The following is an 18,438-nucleotide window of genomic DNA, read 5'->3' on the forward strand; positions in this document are numbered from 1 at the left end:
CGATGCCCGACCCGCAGTACATCGACGCGACCGACGATCCGCGACTGCCTGCGCTGATCGCGTGGCGCCAGCGGCTCATCGACGCCGGTGCGGTGTCGCGCACGAGCTTCAAGGAAGCCCATCTGCGTCTGGTGCTGCGCTCGGGCCGCACCGACGTCACGCAGATCCGGGCCATGCTGCCGCCCTCGGTGGCCGAGCACGCCGAGGACATGGCCAGGTTGCTGGCCGAACTCGAAAACCGAAGCAGCACTGTCGAACCGGGCCGCACCCGGGCGGATGTCGTCGCCGCCGACGCCCCTCGGACCGATGCCATTGACGTGGAACTCCACTATCGGGCAGGCGATTTCGCGCCGTTCCGATTGGGTGAACAGGTGGGTTACCCGCACCCCATCGGGCTGCGGCGGCGGCGCGACGAAGGCCAGTCCGGTGCCCTGGAGTTGAACTGGCCGCCGTACCCGCCTGCCGGCGATGGCTCTGACACCGTCGTCATCTACCGGGTCGTCAGCGACGAGGACGACCCGCCGTACTCACCGGACCGGGCGTATCTCGTCGACGCCACCACCGCCACGTCGGCGCTGGACGACCGGCCGCCGCGCGGCGCGGTGCGCCACTACCAGGTGTGGGTCAACAGCGGACCGACCCGTGGCCAGGCGCTGGCCGCTCAGCCGGTCAAACACGCCGAGGCTGCGCTGGTGAGCCCGGTGCGCGACTTCGCGATCCGGGAGGACAGCGGCCAGGTCATCGGCCGGTGGAACGTCCCGTCGGCGGTGAGCGAGGTGTTCGTCTATCGCATACCGGCGCAGGAGTCAGGACGCGAGGGACTGGAGCACCGCATCCTGAGGGACAGCGACACCCGCCGCGGGTTCGTCGACACCGAGGCGTCGCGTGGGCAGCGCTACATCTACCGGGTGCGCTGCGCGGTCACCGTCGGCGGCGTCATGCGGTTGTCGGAGGCCACCGAAGCCACCGTCGAAGTGTCGGCGGTGCTGGCGCCGGTCACCGATCTGTCGTTGGGCGCCCACAGCCCTGACGGGTCGCGCTTCGAGCTGACGTGGACGTCGCCGCCGACCGGCGCAGTGGCCATCTACCGCAGCCAGACCGCGCCAAGCGCCGGCGCAGAAACCGTTGAGTTGCCCGAAGCCGCGCTCGAGCAGATCGGGCTGCACCCGGTCCAGCGGTTGACGCAACCGGTGTCGCAGCGCCACGACGAGCACGGCCGGCACCGTGCGGTGATGTCGGGGGTGTCGTGGCCGGAGCGCTGGAGCCGCGCCTATTTCACCCCGGTGACCGTGCTGGCCGGGCGCGCGCTGCTGGGCACCACCGTGTCCTCGGTGCGCACGGGGATCATCCGTGACGTCAATCTGGCCGAGTACTGCAACAAGCAGGTGCTGACCTTCGACTGGCCTGCCGGTGCGGCGGCGGTGGTCACGCATCTGGCCCCCAAGGGGCACGATCCGCGAAACGGATTGACCGGCAAGTCGTTTGAGATCTCTCTCGAGGAGTACGAGAAGTACGGTGGTATGCAGCTTTCCCGGCAGGAGTTGCCTGCCGCCGGGTGCTCGCTGCACCTGGCCCCGGTGGCCTTTTCGGCGGGGCGCCGCGTCGTCGGCGCGATTCGTAGCGTGGAGTACGCCGGGCTGCTGCGTCTGCAGTACGCGGTGCGGATCGCCCGCGACCCCGACGGCTGGCCCACCTCCGCCACGCTCGCGTTGCGATCGCAGTACGAGCTTCCCGGCTCTCCGGCGTTCGTCTTGATCAACAATCCGCAACGCATCCCGCTGTCGATGCACGACGGGCAAGCCGTCGACGCGGCCCCTGTCAACGAACACGGTCAGATCATCGGGGAGGCGTCGAAGGAACTGCGGTGGTCGGCGCTGACCACGCACGGCGTCGGCGAGATGTGGACGGCGAATGTGCATGGCCTGCACGGCTGGATCCGACTGTTCGTGAACACCCCTTCGCCGGCGCGACTGCGGACGATCGCGCTGCTGGACCCGCCGGTCGAGAATCTACGGCTCTCCGCGGTGGCGCCATGAACACCCGCTACGGCCAGCTGGCTTACACGTCGTTCGACGCGCCCGGCTCCGCAGGCGGCTGGCAGATCAAGCAGGTCGCCGGCGCGTTGAGCGCCGCAGAAACGCAAACCCTGCTTGCCGGGATGCGTACCGCGTTCGATGCCGTCGAACCGCTGCCCGCCTACCCGACACCCGAACAGCACGAGCGGGGTCCGCGGCGGCTGGCCTATCGACGCATCGACGCCCGCACGGCCGCCTACTGGCATACGGTTCCGGCCGGATCGGACAGCACCGGCCGGCCCGGCAACGTGTTCGCCCACGCGGTGCTGGACCGCACTGCGGAGGCCGAGCCAGAGCACCGGCCGATTCTGTGGTGGCGGTCACCGCGATGGGTGTGTCCGTACGGGGCGGCCGCGGTGGCGCGCGCCGTCTTGCCCGACGAGGTGCCCGGCCCGGCGGCGGCGGTGACCAAGGACAGTGTGCTGAGCTTCGTACTGGACACCAGCACATGGCGGCTGGCCACATTGTTCGGCCTGCTGGACGCGGTCGCCGCCGCGCTCGACGGCGGCCCGCCGGTGGTGCTGGGGGTCGAGTCCACCGACGCCGCCGCTCAGTGGATCGGCCTGGTGAGTTTCCTGATGTCGCCCGGCACAGCCGCGCGCCTGAACTTCTCCACCTTCGATCGCGCCGACCAGTTGGCCGCGGCGCTGCAGGGCAAGCAGCACCTGACCGCGGTGCCGGTCGTCGACGTGACCGCGGTTCCGGCCGGGGTTGTGGTGATCGATGAGACCGCGACCTTGTCGTTGGGCGAGCTCGGAGGAGAACCACATCGCACCTCGGCCGGGCAGCCCATTGCGGTGACGCCGTGGTCGGCGATGGCGCAGGTGGTGCTGCTCGAGCCGGGCTCGGCGCGCGCCGTGCTCGACGACATCGACCGCTACGCCACGCAGGTGGAGGACACCGCGCTGCCACCCGCCTGGCCGATGGCGATGGCGGTGGCGAGCGCCGGGAATTACGCCGACGCCCACACCGAAGCCCGCAGCGTCATCGCGGCGCATACCCCTCGCGGGGTGGATCCCGGCTCGGCGGTCGGTGCCACCATTTCAGGAGTCATGACACAGTTGGTCGGCACGAGGACCGCCGATGCCTGGGAGGCGGTGCAGCACGCACCTGCCGGTCTGGCGGCAGAGCATGCCGACGTGACGTACGCGTGCCGCGCCATCACAGATGCCACCTGGTTGAGTCAGTTGGGCCCGATCCCCCTGGGCCCGAGGCAATTTGATCGCAGCTCACTGCCGGCCCAGCTGTCCGACGCGATCGGGCCGGCGCTGGAGCAGGCGCGTGGCGTCGGCCCCGAGCAGGTGCTGCGGCTGGTCGATTTCTTGATGCGCGCCGGTGTGGACGACGAACGGCTGTCGGCGGCGCTGATCCGTGACGTGGTGCCAGCCCTGACCGACCCGCATTCCGGTCCACGGCTGGTCCATCGGCTCGGGCAGCGCATCGGCACGCAGGCTCGGCTGGCGCTGGCCGCCGAATCGCTGAAGGGCACCCCCGGGTGCACTCAGCTGGACGAAGACGTGCTCGGTTGGCTCGCCGAGAACATCGCCGCGCCTGCTCCATCGGAGCTGGCGCATGCCTGCCCGTGGGATGCAGCGTGGACTCGTGCGGCGCTGCGCGGCGCGCGCGCCCAACACGCGGGGGTCGCCGACACCGCCGACCGCTGGCTCTTGCTGTGGTGGCTGCGGATCTGTGGATCACCGCGCTTTGAACAGATGGCCGCCGCAGAAGCGTGGGAACCGGCAGCGCTGCTGGCGGCCGCCGGTGGCGCCCCGCCCGGCCTGTCCGCGCTGCCGACCCTGGTGGGCGCACCGGACTCGGAGGCACTGACGGAGTTGGCCTCTGCAGTGACGGAGGCCAACGCGGACGAAACCGCTGTGGCGTGCGCGGCGGTGCGGCTGCTTGAACCGCGGATGTGGGTGGAGGAAGGCCGAATTGAGACGTATTTGGCCACCTGCAGCGCACACTGGGACGCCGCGCTTTCGGTCGCGCACGACCGGTTGCATCCGGACTTCACGGTACGCCTGTTGACGTTGGCGGTGCTGGCGGCCATCACGGGTCTGCCGTACCCGACGGGATGTGCGGCGCTGGCCGCGGACCCGGCGCTCGGCGCGCAGGCGGTCGGGCACGTGGTGGCGTTGACCGAGCATCACGTCGTCTTCGCACCGGCGGTGCTGGCCGCCGCTCTCGTGCGTTCCGCGCCCGACGAGAAGTCAGCGACGTCGGCCGGCGGCGTCGACGCTCTGTTGGGGCGAGCCGCCCGACAGCTCGCCGCCACAAAGGTCTTCACCGACCCGGAGATCGACGACACTGCAGTATTGATGGCGAAGATGTCGGGCGCTGAACCGGACAGCTCATCACTGCGCCGAAACCGAAAGCTGGTGGCCAAGCTGCTGGCGCACCGCACGCAGGCGCAGCCGTCACTGGCGGCCCGGACGACAGAGCGTCGCTGATGCCCATCTACGTTGTGGGCGAGCGCAATCAGCGTGTGAGCATTCCGAATGAGGCGCTGGCGGTGTCGATCACCGGTTCGGTTGCCGAAGCCGAATTGGATGTACGCGGCAGTGCACAGCAGCTTGTGGTGCGCCCGACCGCGCATCGCGCGGTGTTGCCGCAGATCGCCGGCGAGGTGACTGTCGGTGTGCGACCGGTCGGCACAGCGAGATTCGGCCCCGGAACCGTCGTTCATCTCGAGATCGCGCATGACGACCCCATCGAGGTCGATCCGGTACAGGTGCTCTTCGACCCGGTCGACGTCAGCGGCGAGTCGGGCGTGGTGTTCGCCGCGTTGCGGCCGCAGGGATCTCACGTCGAGGTGGGCGTCATCGCGGTGGCCGATGTGCCGCTGAGCCCGTTGGGGTCGGCGGCGCGCAGTTCCGCGCGACAGCTCATCGGTCGCACGCCGTCGCGGTCCGACGAGTCGGTTGTGGTGGCCCTGGACGTGTCGGCGTCGATGCGGCCGTGGTTCGCCGACGGCAGCGCCGCCGCGGTCACCGACATCGTCGTCGGCGTCGCCGCGGCGGCAGGTATTCGCAATGTGTCGTCGGTGTTCGTCGGGGCGGAGGTCACGCCGATGGTTGCCGGCGGGTCCGATGCGCGCGGCCCCGACGGCGTGGGCCTGGCCGACGCGGTGCGGAAGGCGCGGCCGCGGTGGTGTGCCGGTGCGCGCTGGTCGCTGCTGACGCCTGGCCGCACCATCGCCTGCGCCGACTTTCCGAGTGCGGCTGTCCAGCAACGCTTTCCGGTAATCATCTTGTCCAATGACCGCCGGTTCGACGCTGCCGGGGCGCGGCTGCCTGCACCGCAGCAGGGCCACGACGCGTCGGCCGAATTGCTGGTGCACCCGCAGGTGCTGGACCGCATCACCGCCTTTCTCGTGGGGGCGCTGACGTGACGAAGTGCCCGCGCTGCTTTTCGGTGCTGAACTCCGAGCAGCACTTGTGGATGGTGCCCCCACGAGCCGGGACCGCCCGCTATTTCGACGAGGTCGGATCGGCGTTCAATGGCGCACCCGTCGAGAGCGGGCCGTTCTACAAGTGGGATCGGCCTGCGGGCTACCGCGGGCCGCCACCGCCGGCGGCCGACGCCAGCCGGGCGCTGCAAGGCCCGGTGGTGGAGGTGTGCCCGGTGTGTCACTACCCGTTGCCGGAGGGATGGCACGACGGTCATGCGGTGTGCATCGCCATGGCAGGCGCTCGCGCCACCGGCAAGAGCCTCTACATCGCCGTGCTGGTGAAACAACTCCAGCTGCTGTGCGAAAACCTTGGATTCTCAATGGAACCCGCGACCCGAGCCACCGCCACGGCGTATTCCACGCACTATGAGACGCCGCTGTTCGTGCAGCGCGGACTCATCCCGCCCACGCCGACCGTGCACACGCAGGCGTCGCTGCAGCGGGAGCCCCTGATTTTCAGCATCGGCATCTGGCATGACGTCCGGCGCTACCTGGTGCTGCGTGACGTGGCCGGCGAGGACCTGGAGACCGGGGACCTGAGCGCGCCGCCGTTTCGGTTCTTCGTCAACGCCGACGCCGTTTTCTTCATGTTCGATCCGCTGCGGGTCAAGTCGATTCGGGACCAGCTGCAAGATCTGCTGCCCGCCCAGACGGTCAGCGGGGGCGAGCCGCGCAGTGTGCTGAACAACGTGCTGCTGGCGATCGGGCACGGCCAGCCGAGGCTGGCGGTGATCCTGTCGAAATTCGATGCGCTGCGGATACTGCGCGATGTGCAGGGATCGGAGTGGAGCCTGATCATGTCCAACGCCGGAGCGGCGTACCTTCGCGACACGTCCGATTGGCCGTATTACGACGAGGCCGGCGGCCAGCTGCTCCACGAAGAAGTGCGCAGCCTGCTGACGCGGTTGAATGCGGGGACGATGGTGGCAGCCGTCGAAAACCCGTCCACCGGAAAGCGGTTGACGAACCGGTACTTCGTGGTGTCCTCACTCGGGCAGCCGCCCAGCGGCAGCCGCCTGCACCCGCGCGGTATCGCCCCGTTCCGCTGCGCGGACCCCGTGCGTTGGATCACGTCAGGGTTCGGGGTGTTGTGAGCTGTGTCGGCGCGAGGGAGTCGAGGAGGTCGGGAATGACGCATGGCGGCTACCGCGGGGAACCGACCGCGTCGTCGAGGGCAGATCCGTTCGGTGCTGATCCGTTTGATCCCTTCACCGGCGGTGCCACCGGCGCCCCGGAAACGCCGGCACCACAGCAGCAGGAAACCCATACGCTCGCCACGTTATCGGTGGTGTTTGCGTTCGTGTTCGCTCCCGCTGGGGTGGTCCTCGGCCATCTCGCGTTGTCGCAGATTCACCAGACCGGACAACGCGGGCGGGACCGGGCGTTGGTCGGGGTCACGTTGTCGTATGTGTTCATCACGGTGGCGGTGGTGGCACTGATCGTGTCGGCCGCCGGCGTCCCCGTCCGGTAACCGGCGGCCGCCCGGCCCGGACCGCTAATGTCGAGGTGAGGTGCGCTGCAGATGAACGACGGCAGGTATGGTGGCTCGGTTGGCCGCGACGACGATGAGTTGTTCGGCGCCGATCCCTATCCGGAGCCTCCAGTAATATCGGCCCCGCCACCGCCGCCTCGTCAGGAGACGAACACGTTCGCCACCCTGTCGGTGGTGTTCGCGTTCGTATTCGCACCCGTGGGCGCGGTGCTGGGTCATCTCGGGCTGTCACAGATCCGGCGCACCGGGCAACGCGGCCACGACCGCGCGCTGATCGGGCTGACGCTGTCGTATGCGTTCATCGTCATCGCGATCGTCACGGTGGTCGCCTGGGCCGTGGTGCGCACAGGACCGGGGCCCCCCTCGACGGTCGCGTCGCCCCCTGCTCGTGCGACGAGTCCCGCCACACCGGACGAGCGCCTCGTCAAGGCCGCCCAGTTGCCGCAGCTGTTGCTGAGCATCGACGAGGTCAAGCAGGCGGTCAACGCGCCCGCTCTTGCCGAGGTCGAGGAGGGGTCAGGTCTGAGCGGTGACAAGGGCATCAATGTCACGCCGCGCGAGTGCCTGAGCGCGTTGTTCGGTGGGGGCGCATCGGCATATGAGCGCAGCTCCTCTCGCGCCGCCTTCACGCGGGCGCTGTCCGGTGACGGTCAAAGCGGCATGATCCTGCTGAACGAGGCCGCATCGACGTTTGAAAGTACCGCCGCGGCAACCAATCTCGTGTCACGTACGGTTGGCGAGTGGCGCAGCTGCGCGGGCAAGTCGGTGACGCTGATCGTCGACGGCAACCCGCTCGTCCTCGACGTTGGGGAACCGACGCAAAACGGCACGGTCATGATGTTGCGAAACACACTGCGCGGGAGCAAATCCGGTTTCAGTACTGACCGGGTCATCACATCCGAAGCCAATGTGGCCATCGACCTGGACGCGCAGGGCTTCGACCTCGGTGACAGCCTGCAGACGATAGCGAACCGCATCGTGGACAGGGTGCCCAGCTGAGCCTCGGTGGGTGGACGCTTACCGGGCCCACGGCGGCGGCGTGGTCACCACGTGCACGCGACGCCGGTTACTCAGGGCGACGATCAGCCATATCCATCCCCAGCCACCGCAGGCCCAGAAGGTCAGCAGCGTTAACACGGCGTGCAGTGCGTGGTTGGGTCCGGTGATCACCACGCTGGTCTGCACGGGCAACGGCTGCGGTGCGAGCGGGGCCACCGGCTGTGGCGGGGCGGCGCGATGGTGGGCCGTCCACACGCGGCCGTCGAAGTAACGCTGTCCAGGTCCACCGCTCCGGTTGGGATACCAACCGGCAGGCGGCAGCGAACTCATCTGCGCACCTCCTATCACCGCACATTGCGCTCAAGCCAACTGAGTCGACCACTACAACGCTAATGGGTATCGAACAGCGAGCCTCGCGTGGTAGGGCCCCTTTGCGGGTGACGCTGTCTACCGAGCCGCCGGTCGGTGAGCGTCGTTAAAACGCCACGACCAACGCGGCTCACCTCATGGAAAACAGCTCTTGCATCACGGCGCTTACGTCGGCCGGGTTGGCATACCCACCATGACGATCTCGACCGAACGCCCCGCCACACCGTCGATGAACGACCACCGATTGGGTAGGAAGCGTCCAAATCTATGAGCAGCAATACGCCAGCCCTTAGGCAGCGTCCAGCGAGCGGACCTCAACGTCTTTGATTCCCCGGCGCAGGTGATCAGCCAGATGCCACTCCTCGCCGCTGTGGGCATCGTGTAAAGCCCTGTCGACCGCCAGCTTGGCGTCGGCAAGGTGTCCCCGCCGTTCCTCGCCAACGGTGGCGATGGCATCCAGCACCGCGACCACGGCCTCCTGACAGGCACCAGCGAAGCCGCTGAGATTGCTGACCGACATGCTGACCCCCTTCGTAGTGGGTGCGGACACCAAGTTGCGCGGCGTGAAGTCAGGAGCTTAGTCCCGGCTCCAACTTCTGTAACACTGTCTCAGGCAACGTCATTCCCCAAATGACGGGGTCGTAAACAAGACCTTGCATATGTCAGTCGCCGTTGCCGAGGGCATACCTAACCTCGCCGCACCAGGAGAACAGCATGACCGATGCAACCCTTCCGACCGAGCCGTTGCGGGCCGACACCGCGAGCTGCTGCCCCATTTGCAAGGTCTGGACACAATCGCCGATGAGGTCGACCGCTGGGATGCCGACGGTACTAGGCATCGATCTCGACGAGCGCGCCGACGCGATCGCCGAACCCTTGAGGACGTCCCTTGGCTATGTCACGGCCCGCATCACCAGTTTCGTCAAACCACCCCGCTGGCTGCCCACTCCCGCCCGCCGGCGAGCCCCGCGCCGCGGCCGCTACCTTGCGCCGACTGGCCGCAGAGGTCCTGCAGGGCTGCCGCGACGACCCCACCCACGACGCCCCGCTGGTACGGGCGATGATCGCCGCGACCGACCCGGCCACCGGCCGCCCACTGACCGACGACGAGATCCGCAACGAACTCATTGTGTTCATGTCGGCCGGCCATGACACCACCGCCACGACCCTGACCTACGCGCTGTGGGCGCTCGGCTGCCACCCCGAGATGCAGAGCAAGGTTCGCGCCGAAACCGATGCCATCGGTGACCGGGAGCTGACCCCCGACGACGTTCCCCGACTGCGGTACACAGTCCAGGTGCTGCACGAGGCGCTGCGCCTGTGCCCGCCAGCGCCCTCGATTCCCCGACTGATCACCCGCGACATCGAAGTCGACGGACATCTGGTGAAGGCAGGCACGTTGTGCACGGTGGGGGTTTACGCGATGCACCGCGACCCCGATCTGTGGGAAGACCCGCTGCGGTTTGACCCTGACCGGTTCAGCCCGGAGAAGGTCGCGGGCCGCGACCGCTGGCCGTACATCCCCTTCAGCGCGGGCCCCCGTAGCTGCATCGGCGATCACTTCGCCATGCTCGAGGCCACCCTTGCGCTGGCCACCATCATCCGGCGCACCGAAATCCGTTCTATCAAAGACGATTTCCCGGTCGCGCTGCCATTTACGATGGTCGCCGCCGAGCCTGTCCTCGCGCAGGTGAAACGCGCGCAACATAGGCCGACGTAAAGGATTCCCTGGGAAGTAGCGCCGCAAAATCTCTGCAAGTAGCCGCTTAGGAGCGCCATAAAATTTGCGGGTGGACGTTATTCGCGTCAGCAGCGACGGACTGCAAAGGCTGGCCGCACAACACGTGGCGGTATCGGCTGAAGTAGCGGGCACCACTTCGGGCCCGCCCATTGGACCGCCTGCGCAACACACGTCGGCAGCCGTAGCCGGCGGATATGAAGCGCTGCGGGCCGCCACAGGCGTGCTTGCCGCGCGCTTGGAGGCCACCGGCTCGAAGCTCAGCTCGGCCGCGGACCACTATGCCGCTCGAGAAGGCAGCTCTGCACTGCGTCTCAGCGCCGTGGCTTCCTCGGTCGAGACCTGAAGTGCCGACGCTGGCCGGCACCGGGTTTCCCACCCTGTCGCAGGTTGTTGACTGGGACGTCGGGCACCTGCACCAGGCTGCGTCGGAATGGACGAGAAGTGCGAATCAGTGGGAGGACCATTTCGACACGCTGCACCGACGGACGGTGTCGCCCGGCGACACGGTCTGGGAAGGCAGAGCAGCCGAGGTCGCGCAACACCGTACCTACGCGGACTTGGTGAAGGTCAGAGGCGCCGCAGATAATCTCCGAAACGCCGCAGCTGTCGCGAGTCGTGGCGCCGACGAACTCCTTCACGCGCGTTTTAATGTTCTGAACGCGGTAGCCGCAGCCGAGAAGGTCGGATTGGTTGTTGGCGAGGACCTTTCGGTTACGGTCGCGCTGACTAACGGGAGCGCCGTTGAGCAGTCTCGACAATTAGCGAGTGCTAGACAGCGAGCAGATGAGATAGCTGTCCGCGTGATCGAACTCAGCGCGGTGGACAAGAGGATCGCGGACGCCATAACCACCGCCACTGTCCCCTTGACTGAAGTGCAGTTCACCGAGTCGCCTGTCCAGTTAGTCGACAATCGCACCTTCAAAGAGGGCCCGCCGATACCTGTCCCGGGAACACCCGATGACCCGGTTGGAAGGACGGGCGGTCCGAACGCCGGCGAGATCCGAAGTGTGATCATGAGCCTGCCTGAGGGGACTCGGCCCGACATACGCGAGATACGAACCGCGCAGGACCTTCAAAACCTCTGGGGATGGATGCGACAAGACGCTGTGGAGATCCCTAATGCGTACGGCGACCCCGCGAAGGGCATATGGGTCGCAACTCCGGACGGGACTCAGGTTGGGCAGCGATTCGCGGCCGAATCCACCAAGCAAGCAGCGCTCGACATCAAGATTCCCGGCGAGCGTGACGACTACAAGGTTCATATCAATCCCCGCGGTGGTGTCCCGGAGATTCCATCGATCGTGCGACCGCCGAGTATGGAGGCGCCCCCCAGGCTGCCTGAACCGATCGAGACACCGCAGATGCGTGGTGGGGGACTGGTTGTCGGAGTCATGCCGGACGGTATCCTGCCGCACCTTGTGCATCCGCCGGAGGCGGGAGATCCTGACCTGCCGGTCATCGGTGATGGCATCCCGGATCACCCGAACCAGTGAACAACGATGAAGGGCGACACATTGTGAGAGAACCTCGCGACGAGGATGCGCCAGAGAGCCCTCAGCCGAGGCCCGGCAAACAATCATTCCGAGACGAACTGCTTCGTGACATGTCGGGCGGCGAGTACTTGTCACTCAGCCATATCGACTCCAAAATTCAATACGACTATCGAACTGAGCCGCTCGCTGAGCGCCAAGCTCGGGTGATGACCGCGGTTGCGTCGCTGCTCAGCGAGGGTTTGGCGGTCGTCGGCGACATCGTCGGAGGTACCGGTGCCACGGTCGACCCATGGAAGCTATCGACCGAGGAAGCGCTAGCTCGAGTGCGTGACCGCTACGTCGGCCAGTACGACGATTGGCACCAGTGGGGATGGTTGATCTGGTTCGCGCTCACCCCTGCAGGTGAGCGAGTCGCCAAGAAGTTGTAGACCGTGCGTTCTTACGCTTGCTTGCGCCAGCCGGTCTCCCCGAAAACGCAACCACTGCAACCCGATTCCTGCCGGCGGATGGTTGGTCCGTTGTCGACGTCGTACCCGAATAGTGCAGTAGCAATCAATATGGACATACCGAGGAAGGGCGACACATCGTGACCCAGCCACCGGACGGAAACCGGCCAGAAGTTGACCGGCCGAAGCCGGGCAACCAATCATTGCGAGACGAGCTGCTTGAGGGCATGTCCGGCGGCGAGTGCTTGCCGCTCGGTCATATCGACTCTGTCGTCGCATACGACCATTCAACTGAGCCGCTGGCCGCGCGCCAATCGCGAGTGATCACCACGATCGAGTCGCTGCTTACCGACGGGCTGCTGGTAATCGGCGACATCGTCGGCGGCTCGGAGGACTATGTAAACCCGTGGAAATTATCGACGGAGGACGCTCTGACTCGATTGCGTGAGCTCTATGTCACCCATCACGACAACGAGGTCGGGTGGAACTGGACGACCTGGTTCGCGCTCACCCCTGAAGGTGAGCGAGTAGCCGAGAAGATGTAGTCGCCGAGTTCGCCATCTAGATGTCGGCGGCTGTTGGCTTCGAAGTCCTATCGACTCGCAAGAGAGCCGTCGTCCTAGTCTTCCGCCGCGACCAACGAACCCAGCTTCACGTCGGGGTTGTCGCGCTGGAAGCCCTGCAGCCGCCACGGGGTGGAGAACAGCACGAGCATGACTCCGTCGGTGCGGGTCAAGACTTCCGCCGACACCTGCTTGCTCATGAACTCGGCGTCTGCGGGGTCCGCGATCCGCGCGACCTGGTAAGGCAAGGATTCCAGCGAGATCGGGGCACTGAGCTCTGTGGCCATCCGGTGGACGGCGACCTCGAACTGCATTGGCCCCACAGCGGCGAGCACCGGTGCCTGCTCACCGCGACGGTCTGAGCGCAGCACCTGAACAACGCCCTCCTGCTCGAGCTGTTCGATCCCGCGACGGAACTGCTTATGCTTACTCGGATCAACATTGCGGGCCACCGCGAAATGCTCGGGCGAGAAGCTCGGTATCGGCGGATACTGCACCGGCGCATCGTGATACAGCGTGTCACCAGGGCGCAGCGCGGCCGCGTTGGCCAAGCCAATCACATCTCCCGGCCACGCCGTGTCCAGCGTGGCGCGCTGTTGGCCGAACACCGACTGCGCGTACTTCGTGACGAACGGCTTGCGCGTGGCGGCGTGGGTGAGGACGTCGCCACGTTCGAACGTGCCCGAAACGACCCGCGCGTAGGCGATGCGATCGCGATGGAGTGAGTCCATCCCGGCCTGCACTTTGAAAACGAAAGCGCTGAACGGTGACTCGGTCACGCGGCGATCCCCGTTGACGTCGACTGCACCGTTCGGCGGCGGCGCGAGGTCAACCAGCACATCGAGCAATTGGTTCACCCCGAAGTTCAGCGCCGCCGAGGTGAACAGGACCGGCGTGGCCGCGCCGCTGAGGAACTGCTCGCGGTCGTAGTCGGCGCCGTCGGCGGACACCAGCTCGGACTCCTCGACCGCCGTCTCCCACTCGTCGCCGGCGGCGCTGTGTGCATCGGCCGCCGCAATGTGCTCCTCGGGCGCGGCCGTTGCGCCGCCCGCAGTGCGGGTGAACCGGATGAGATCTCCGGTCCTGCGGTCGAGCACTCCTGTGAATTCTCCGGCTATGCCCACCGGCCACGTCAAAGGCGTGGGGCGCAGCCCGATCCGCGCCTGGATCTCGTCCATCAGCTCCAGCGCGTGACGGCCAGGCCGGTCCCACTTGTTGATCACCGTGATGATCGGGATGCGGCGGTGCTTGCACACCTGGAACAGCTTCAGCGTCTGCGGCTCGAGGCCTTTGGCGGCATCGATGAGCATCACCGCCGAGTCGACCGCTGTCAGCACCCGGTATGTGTCCTCCGAGAAATCCGCGTGGCCGGGGGTGTCGAGCAGGTTGATGACACTGTCGCGGTACGGAAACTGCAACGCCGTCGACGTGATCGAGATGCCTCTGGCCTTCTCCATCTCCATCCAGTCGGACACCGTCGCGCGACGGCCCGCCTTGCCGTGCACCGCACCGGCCTCGGTGATGGCGCGAGCATGCAGCGCCAGCGCCTCTGTCAATGTGGATTTGCCTGCGTCGGGATGGCTGATCACGGCGAAGGTTCTGCGACGGCCCGCCTCGGCGGACGTACGGCCAGCTGGCGGGGTGTCGAAGGTGGGCGCAGCGGCCAGGGCAATGTCGGTCATAGCGCCACCGATGGTATTGGCCGAGGAGTGCTTTCCGGAAATCCTTCGCTGCTCTTGCCCTCGTGATCATCACGATTGTCGAGTCCAAAAAATGAGTTCCTAACTGAAGTCAAGCCACTTGTGGGCTCGTCGTAGGCTTGCGTTTAGCGGGCTGGGATGTTGGAGCGCTTGGCGACTCCTGTGACTCCTGGCCCGCCTTATTGCGGCGCTCACGCATGAGCTTGTGGCGGACGTGGTCGCGCCGGCGGGGATCGAGTTGGTAGCGCTCTTTGACGATGGTTCGGCCTTCGGATTCGGTGATGATGGTGCCGTCGACGTCGCGCAGGACGTAGTGCTCGCCGTTGCGCATGCAGGTCGCGATCCGGGTCAGTAGCTGGGTGGCCAAGTGACAGATCGCCGAGCAATGGTGGCGGTCGCCGGCCATCAGACGCTGGTATTTCGCTGCCAGTTGAGGGTCGATCTTGCGGGCCGCATCGGCTGCGGTGAAGAGTATCTCCCGTAGCAGCGGGTCACCGGCCTTGGTGATACTTGCTTCGATTTTCGACACTCCGGACTGGCTGACCTTGGGAATGAGACCGGAGTAGGAACGGATGGCGGCCAACGAGGTGAACCGGTGCGGATCTCCCAGCCGGCCGGCGATCACCGCGCTGGTCGTCGGCCCGACACCGGGCGCGGAGGCGACGATTCTGTCAGGGTCGGCATCGGCGTAGAGGTTGGCGATGCGCTCATCGATCTGTTTGATCTGGCGAGTCAAGAACAGTGCCTGGTCGGCCTCGTGGGCGATGTCTTCGGCAAGTTCGGCGAAGTCCATGCCGTCCTCACCCCAAAGCGCGAGTGTCTCCTTGGCTGCGGCGATCAGACCGGCGGCGTGATCGGCCCGCCAGACACCGCGGGAGCGGGCGATCAAGAACCTGCTCAAGCGGGCTTGGCCGAGCCGCATCACCGCGTGCGGGTCGGCGTAACGCGCCAGGAATTCCAGCGCCGCGTTGCCGTAGTTTGACCCGAGCACCGCATACCAGGCCGGGCCCAGGAGCTCGACGAGGGCATCGAGGCGGGCATGAACCGCGGTGCGGCGCTTGACCATTGTCGAACGCTGCTTGACCAACCGCCGCAACGGATCAGCCGGTCCTTGCCCGGAGTACTCATGCAGACCATCGGGGTGCAGCAGCGGCAACCGGGCCAGCAACTCGGAGTCGATCCGGTCGTTTTTAGTGTGTTTGGAGTAATACTTGCGCAGATCCGCCGACTGAGTCGTCGGCACCACCACCACCCGCGCGCCGCGGCGGCGGAACCACTCCGCTACCACAATCCAGGCGTTACGAGTGGGTTCGAGCACCACAGTCAGCTCGCCCGGAACATCGAGGTCAAGTTCGGCCCACAACCGTTCCAGATCCGCTGTGCGAGAACAAACTTTCTGCCACGCCACACCGTGGCTCCATCACGGGCCAGCGTCGCCTGATGCGCTGCCCGCACCGCCACGTCGATACCCAGTGTCAACGCCACTTCTGTCTCCCATCAGTCACTTCCCGTTCGCAAGGTGACTGATACTCGCGGCCACGGCCCAGACATTCTCTAAGCAGGAGTCCACACCCCACGGCTGGCTTCCAAGTTCCCGAACAAGGACACCGCTCGACCAGGCACCGAGCTCACGAGCGACCACTCAAATTCCAGGGATCACCACCGGCGTCCCAGTCGGACCCACGACCGCCCGCGAACCCACTCCCACGCTAAATGTCGGACCGGTCTGCGATGCTGGGTTCATGTCCTCGACGGCATACCCCACGTGCACGGGAAACGTTGCTGACCAACGTCTCGAGGGGTTGTTCGAGGAGTTGTCGGAGTTGGCCGGTCAGCGCAACGCGATCGACGGGCGCATCGTGGAGATCGCCGCGGAGATGGAGCGTGACTCGCTGTGGGGTGCCACGGGTGCGCGGTCGGTGGCGGCGTTGATCGCCTGGAAGACCGGTTCCTCTCCGGCCAACGCGCACACCATCACTGCCATCGCGGACCGGCTCGACGAGTTTCCCCGCTGCGTTGCCGGCTTGCGGGAGGGCCGGCTGTCGCTGGATCAGGTCGGCGTCATCGCCGAGCGGGCCGCAGACGGCTCCGATGCGCATTATGCGGCGCTGGCCGAGGTCGCCTCAGTCAGCCAGCTGCGCACCGCGATCAAGCTCGAACCACGACCGGACCCCGATCGGCAGCCCGAACCGCAGCAGTCGATCACCAAAACCAGCGACGGGCAAAGCACTACGTGGCGGATCACCCTGCCCAAGCTCGACGCGGCGAAATTCGACGCGGCGCTGCAATCACACCAGGACGCGTTGATCGCCGAGTGGAAGCGCGATCACGACGACGACCGACGCTCACCGAATCGGCCGCCGCTACCCGGCGCTGTCGATGCCCTCATGCGGTTGGTCGAGGCCGGGTGGGACGCCGACGCCGCCCGCCGTCCACATGGGCAGCACACCACGGTGGTGGCCCACCTTGACGTGAAAGATCGCGTCGCGTCGCTGCATCTGGGCCCGCTGCTCACCGAGTCCGAGCGTCGCTACCTGACCTGTGACGCCACCTGCGAGGTGTGGTTCGAACGTGACGGACAGGTCATCGGCTCGGGCCGATCGATGCGGGTCATCAACCGCCGGCTACGCCGCGCCCTCGAACACCGCCACCCCACATGTGCGGTGCCCGGCTGCGGCGCCACCCGCGGCCTGCACGCCCATCACATCCGGCACTGGGAAGACGGCGGCCCCACCGAGTTGGACAATCTGGTGCTGGTCTGCCCGTATCACCACCGGCAGCATCACCGCGGAGTCAGCACCATCACCGGGCCCGCGCACACGCTGATCGTCACCGACAGCGAAGGACGACAACTCAGCGCGGGATCACTCGCCCGGCCACCGACCAAGCCGCCGCCGGCCGTAGCGCCCTACCGAGGGCCGATCGGCGAACGCGCCGACTGGTGGTGGTACGACCCCTTCGAGCCTCAACCACCGCCAACAAACAACTGAGGCGCCGGTCGAGTCCCACGAATATCGGAATGCGCTGTAGCGGAAAACATTTGACCGAAGCGTCGGGTCATGACGTCTGGCCCGTGGATCTCTGCTTCGGCCGAAGTGTGCGCGTAGCGACGTGTGGCTGCTTGACCGTTCAGCGTCGCTCGAGCGCTTCCCGATCCCAGCGACCCAGATCGGCAGCCACGTCGTAGGTGCTCTGCAGGAATTCGAGCAACACCGCGTCCGGGTCGTCCGCCTCGCGCACCGCGGTGTAGGGGAGTACGAACTCGCCGAGCGCCTCGTCGAACGTTGCCTGTGCCGGTGACACAGACGCATCGCGATACCCCTCAGGTTCGGGATAGGCGTAGGAGTAGAAGACCCCCTCGCCGTCGGGACCGGGCCAGTATCCCGCGCTGCTCACTTCATGCGAGTACGCCTCCCACATCACGTGCGGCCCGCAATTCGGTGCGCCGCCAGGGTGTTTTGGGGCAGTACGCCCGGAGAACCGCGTCACCGCCAGATCGAGCGCACCCCAGAAGAAGTGCACCGGGCTGACCTTGCCGATGTAGCGTGAGCGAAACTCCTCGAACACGCGGTTCATCTGTACCAGCGCCAGCCAGAACCGGTGTGCCTGATCGCCGTCGTAGGCGACGTGCTGCTGGTCGATGTCTAAGGGAACAGCGTCGGGAATCTCGACCGGCATCGTCCATATATCGGTGGACAATCCCAGCTCGTCGAGCACCGCCATGACATCGCCATAGAAATCGGATACCGGGCCCGCCTGCAGGGTTACCGTCCGCCGGTCACCGCTGGTCGTCAGCACGACCAGTTGATGGTCGATGAAGTCGAACTCCATTGAGAACGCTCTGCCGTCATGCGGGATCAAGCCGGTGGTCAGGCCGCGTGCCGACACGTACAGCACGACGTTCCACCAATGGCTCATCAGCGGCGTGTTCGCCAGGCGCACCTTGCCGACGACCTGCGTCATCAGTTGCAGGGTGTCTCGAGTGTCGATCCACTCAGCGACGGGCAGCTTCGGCCATACGGATTCGGGCACCACGACCTCCTCGACTGGTTGCACCAGCATTGCAGAGGCGTCGCCACTGCAGGGATATAAGCAAGCACTGTGCGACA

The 18,438-nt window shown here is 66.4% G+C and carries 17 protein-coding genes and 1 pseudogene; 12 read left to right on the forward strand and 6 right to left on the reverse strand.

Going from position 1 to position 18,438, the window contains the following annotated elements:
• Nucleotides 1–2: 2 nt before the first annotated feature.
• Genes C6A82_RS04340 through C6A82_RS04365 form a run of 6 tightly spaced genes read left to right on the forward strand, consistent with a single transcriptional unit; the run spans nucleotide 3 to nucleotide 8,017 of the window.
• Nucleotides 3–2,036, forward strand: a complete 2,034-nt coding sequence (locus tag C6A82_RS04340; RefSeq protein ID WP_105345573.1) for a hypothetical protein — start codon at nucleotides 3–5, stop codon at nucleotides 2,034–2,036.
• Nucleotides 2,033–4,525 (forward strand): hypothetical protein, encoded by a 2,493-nt coding sequence (locus tag C6A82_RS04345; protein ID WP_311101681.1) that lies wholly within the window; start codon nucleotides 2,033–2,035, stop codon nucleotides 4,523–4,525. The genes C6A82_RS04340 and C6A82_RS04345 overlap by 4 nt, the downstream gene beginning before the upstream one ends.
• Entirely contained in the window at nucleotides 4,525–5,466 is a 942-nt protein-coding gene (locus C6A82_RS04350; RefSeq protein WP_105343048.1) for a hypothetical protein, read from the forward strand. Before C6A82_RS04345 ends, C6A82_RS04350 begins: the two co-directional genes overlap by 1 nt.
• Entirely contained in the window at nucleotides 5,463–6,620 is a 1,158-nt protein-coding gene (locus C6A82_RS04355; protein WP_105343046.1) for a hypothetical protein, read from the forward strand. Before C6A82_RS04350 ends, C6A82_RS04355 begins: the two co-directional genes overlap by 4 nt.
• Nucleotides 6,621–6,655: 35 nt before the next feature.
• On the forward strand, nucleotides 6,656–6,997 hold the full coding sequence (locus C6A82_RS04360) for a DUF4190 domain-containing protein (protein ID WP_105343044.1): 342 nt from the start codon (nucleotides 6,656–6,658) through the stop codon (nucleotides 6,995–6,997).
• Nucleotides 6,998–7,048: 51 nt separating this feature from the next.
• Entirely contained in the window at nucleotides 7,049–8,017 is a 969-nt protein-coding gene (locus C6A82_RS04365; RefSeq protein WP_105343043.1) for a sensor domain-containing protein, read from the forward strand.
• Between the two features lie 18 nt (nucleotides 8,018–8,035).
• Here the strand turns inward: C6A82_RS04365 and C6A82_RS04370 are convergent, their stop codons facing one another.
• The 3 genes from C6A82_RS04370 to C6A82_RS04380 form a co-directional block, all read right to left on the reverse strand.
• Nucleotides 8,036–8,347 carry a DUF2510 domain-containing protein gene (locus tag C6A82_RS04370; protein WP_105343037.1) on the reverse strand — a complete coding sequence of 104 codons (312 nt, stop codon included), beginning with the start codon at nucleotides 8,345–8,347 and terminating at the stop codon, nucleotides 8,036–8,038.
• A gap of 328 nt (nucleotides 8,348–8,675) precedes the next feature.
• The gene (locus C6A82_RS04375; RefSeq protein WP_105343035.1) at nucleotides 8,676–8,906 is read right to left on the reverse strand and encodes a hypothetical protein; all 231 of its coding nucleotides are present in this window, start codon (nucleotides 8,904–8,906) and stop codon (nucleotides 8,676–8,678) included.
• Nucleotides 8,907–9,048: 142 nt separating this feature from the next.
• Complete coding sequence (locus C6A82_RS04380) at nucleotides 9,049–9,225, reverse strand: hypothetical protein (protein ID WP_233216810.1); 177 nt, start codon at nucleotides 9,223–9,225, stop codon at nucleotides 9,049–9,051.
• Between C6A82_RS04380 and C6A82_RS04385 the strand changes: the two are divergent.
• The 5 genes and pseudogenes from C6A82_RS04385 to C6A82_RS04405 all read left to right on the forward strand — a co-directional run.
• Nucleotides 9,212–10,106: pseudogene (locus C6A82_RS04385) on the forward strand (cytochrome P450); the annotation flags it as partial. The gene C6A82_RS04380 and the pseudogene C6A82_RS04385 overlap by 14 nt on opposite strands.
• A gap of 70 nt (nucleotides 10,107–10,176) precedes the next feature.
• Nucleotides 10,177–10,470 (forward strand): hypothetical protein, encoded by a 294-nt coding sequence (locus tag C6A82_RS04390; RefSeq protein WP_142405897.1) that lies wholly within the window; start codon nucleotides 10,177–10,179, stop codon nucleotides 10,468–10,470.
• A gap of 1 nt (nucleotide 10,471) precedes the next feature.
• Nucleotides 10,472–11,620, forward strand: coding sequence for a hypothetical protein (locus tag C6A82_RS04395; protein ID WP_105343033.1), 1,149 nt, complete (start codon nucleotides 10,472–10,474; stop codon nucleotides 11,618–11,620).
• A 206-nt stretch (nucleotides 11,621–11,826) separates the two neighbouring features.
• On the forward strand, nucleotides 11,827–12,048 hold the full coding sequence (locus C6A82_RS04400) for a hypothetical protein (protein ID WP_142405896.1): 222 nt from the start codon (nucleotides 11,827–11,829) through the stop codon (nucleotides 12,046–12,048).
• A gap of 158 nt (nucleotides 12,049–12,206) precedes the next feature.
• The gene (locus C6A82_RS04405; protein WP_142405895.1) at nucleotides 12,207–12,611 is read left to right on the forward strand and encodes a hypothetical protein; all 405 of its coding nucleotides are present in this window, start codon (nucleotides 12,207–12,209) and stop codon (nucleotides 12,609–12,611) included.
• Nucleotides 12,612–12,685: 74 nt separating this feature from the next.
• Here the strand turns inward: C6A82_RS04405 and C6A82_RS04410 are convergent, their stop codons facing one another.
• Both C6A82_RS04410 and C6A82_RS04415 read right to left on the reverse strand, forming a co-directional pair.
• Complete coding sequence (locus C6A82_RS04410; RefSeq protein ID WP_105343029.1) at nucleotides 12,686–14,311, reverse strand: peptide chain release factor 3; 1,626 nt, start codon at nucleotides 14,309–14,311, stop codon at nucleotides 12,686–12,688.
• A gap of 109 nt (nucleotides 14,312–14,420) precedes the next feature.
• A complete protein-coding gene (locus C6A82_RS04415; protein ID WP_311101682.1) occupies nucleotides 14,421–15,737 on the reverse strand; it encodes an IS110 family transposase in 1,317 nt (438 codons plus the stop codon).
• A gap of 334 nt (nucleotides 15,738–16,071) precedes the next feature.
• On the opposite strand from C6A82_RS04415, the gene C6A82_RS04420 reads away from it, so the two are divergent.
• Nucleotides 16,072–17,319, forward strand: a complete 1,248-nt coding sequence (locus C6A82_RS04420) for an HNH endonuclease signature motif containing protein (RefSeq protein WP_105341403.1) — start codon at nucleotides 16,072–16,074, stop codon at nucleotides 17,317–17,319.
• Nucleotides 17,320–17,458: 139 nt separating this feature from the next.
• Here C6A82_RS04420 and C6A82_RS04425 read toward each other — a convergent pair whose 3' ends face one another.
• Entirely contained in the window at nucleotides 17,459–18,391 is a 933-nt protein-coding gene (locus C6A82_RS04425; protein ID WP_105341401.1) for a DUF5996 family protein, read from the reverse strand.
• Nucleotides 18,392–18,438 lie beyond the last annotated feature (47 nt).

The organism is Mycobacterium sp. ITM-2016-00318, from assembly GCF_002968285.2.
Taxonomy (GTDB): Bacteria; Actinomycetota; Actinomycetes; order Mycobacteriales; family Mycobacteriaceae; genus Mycobacterium.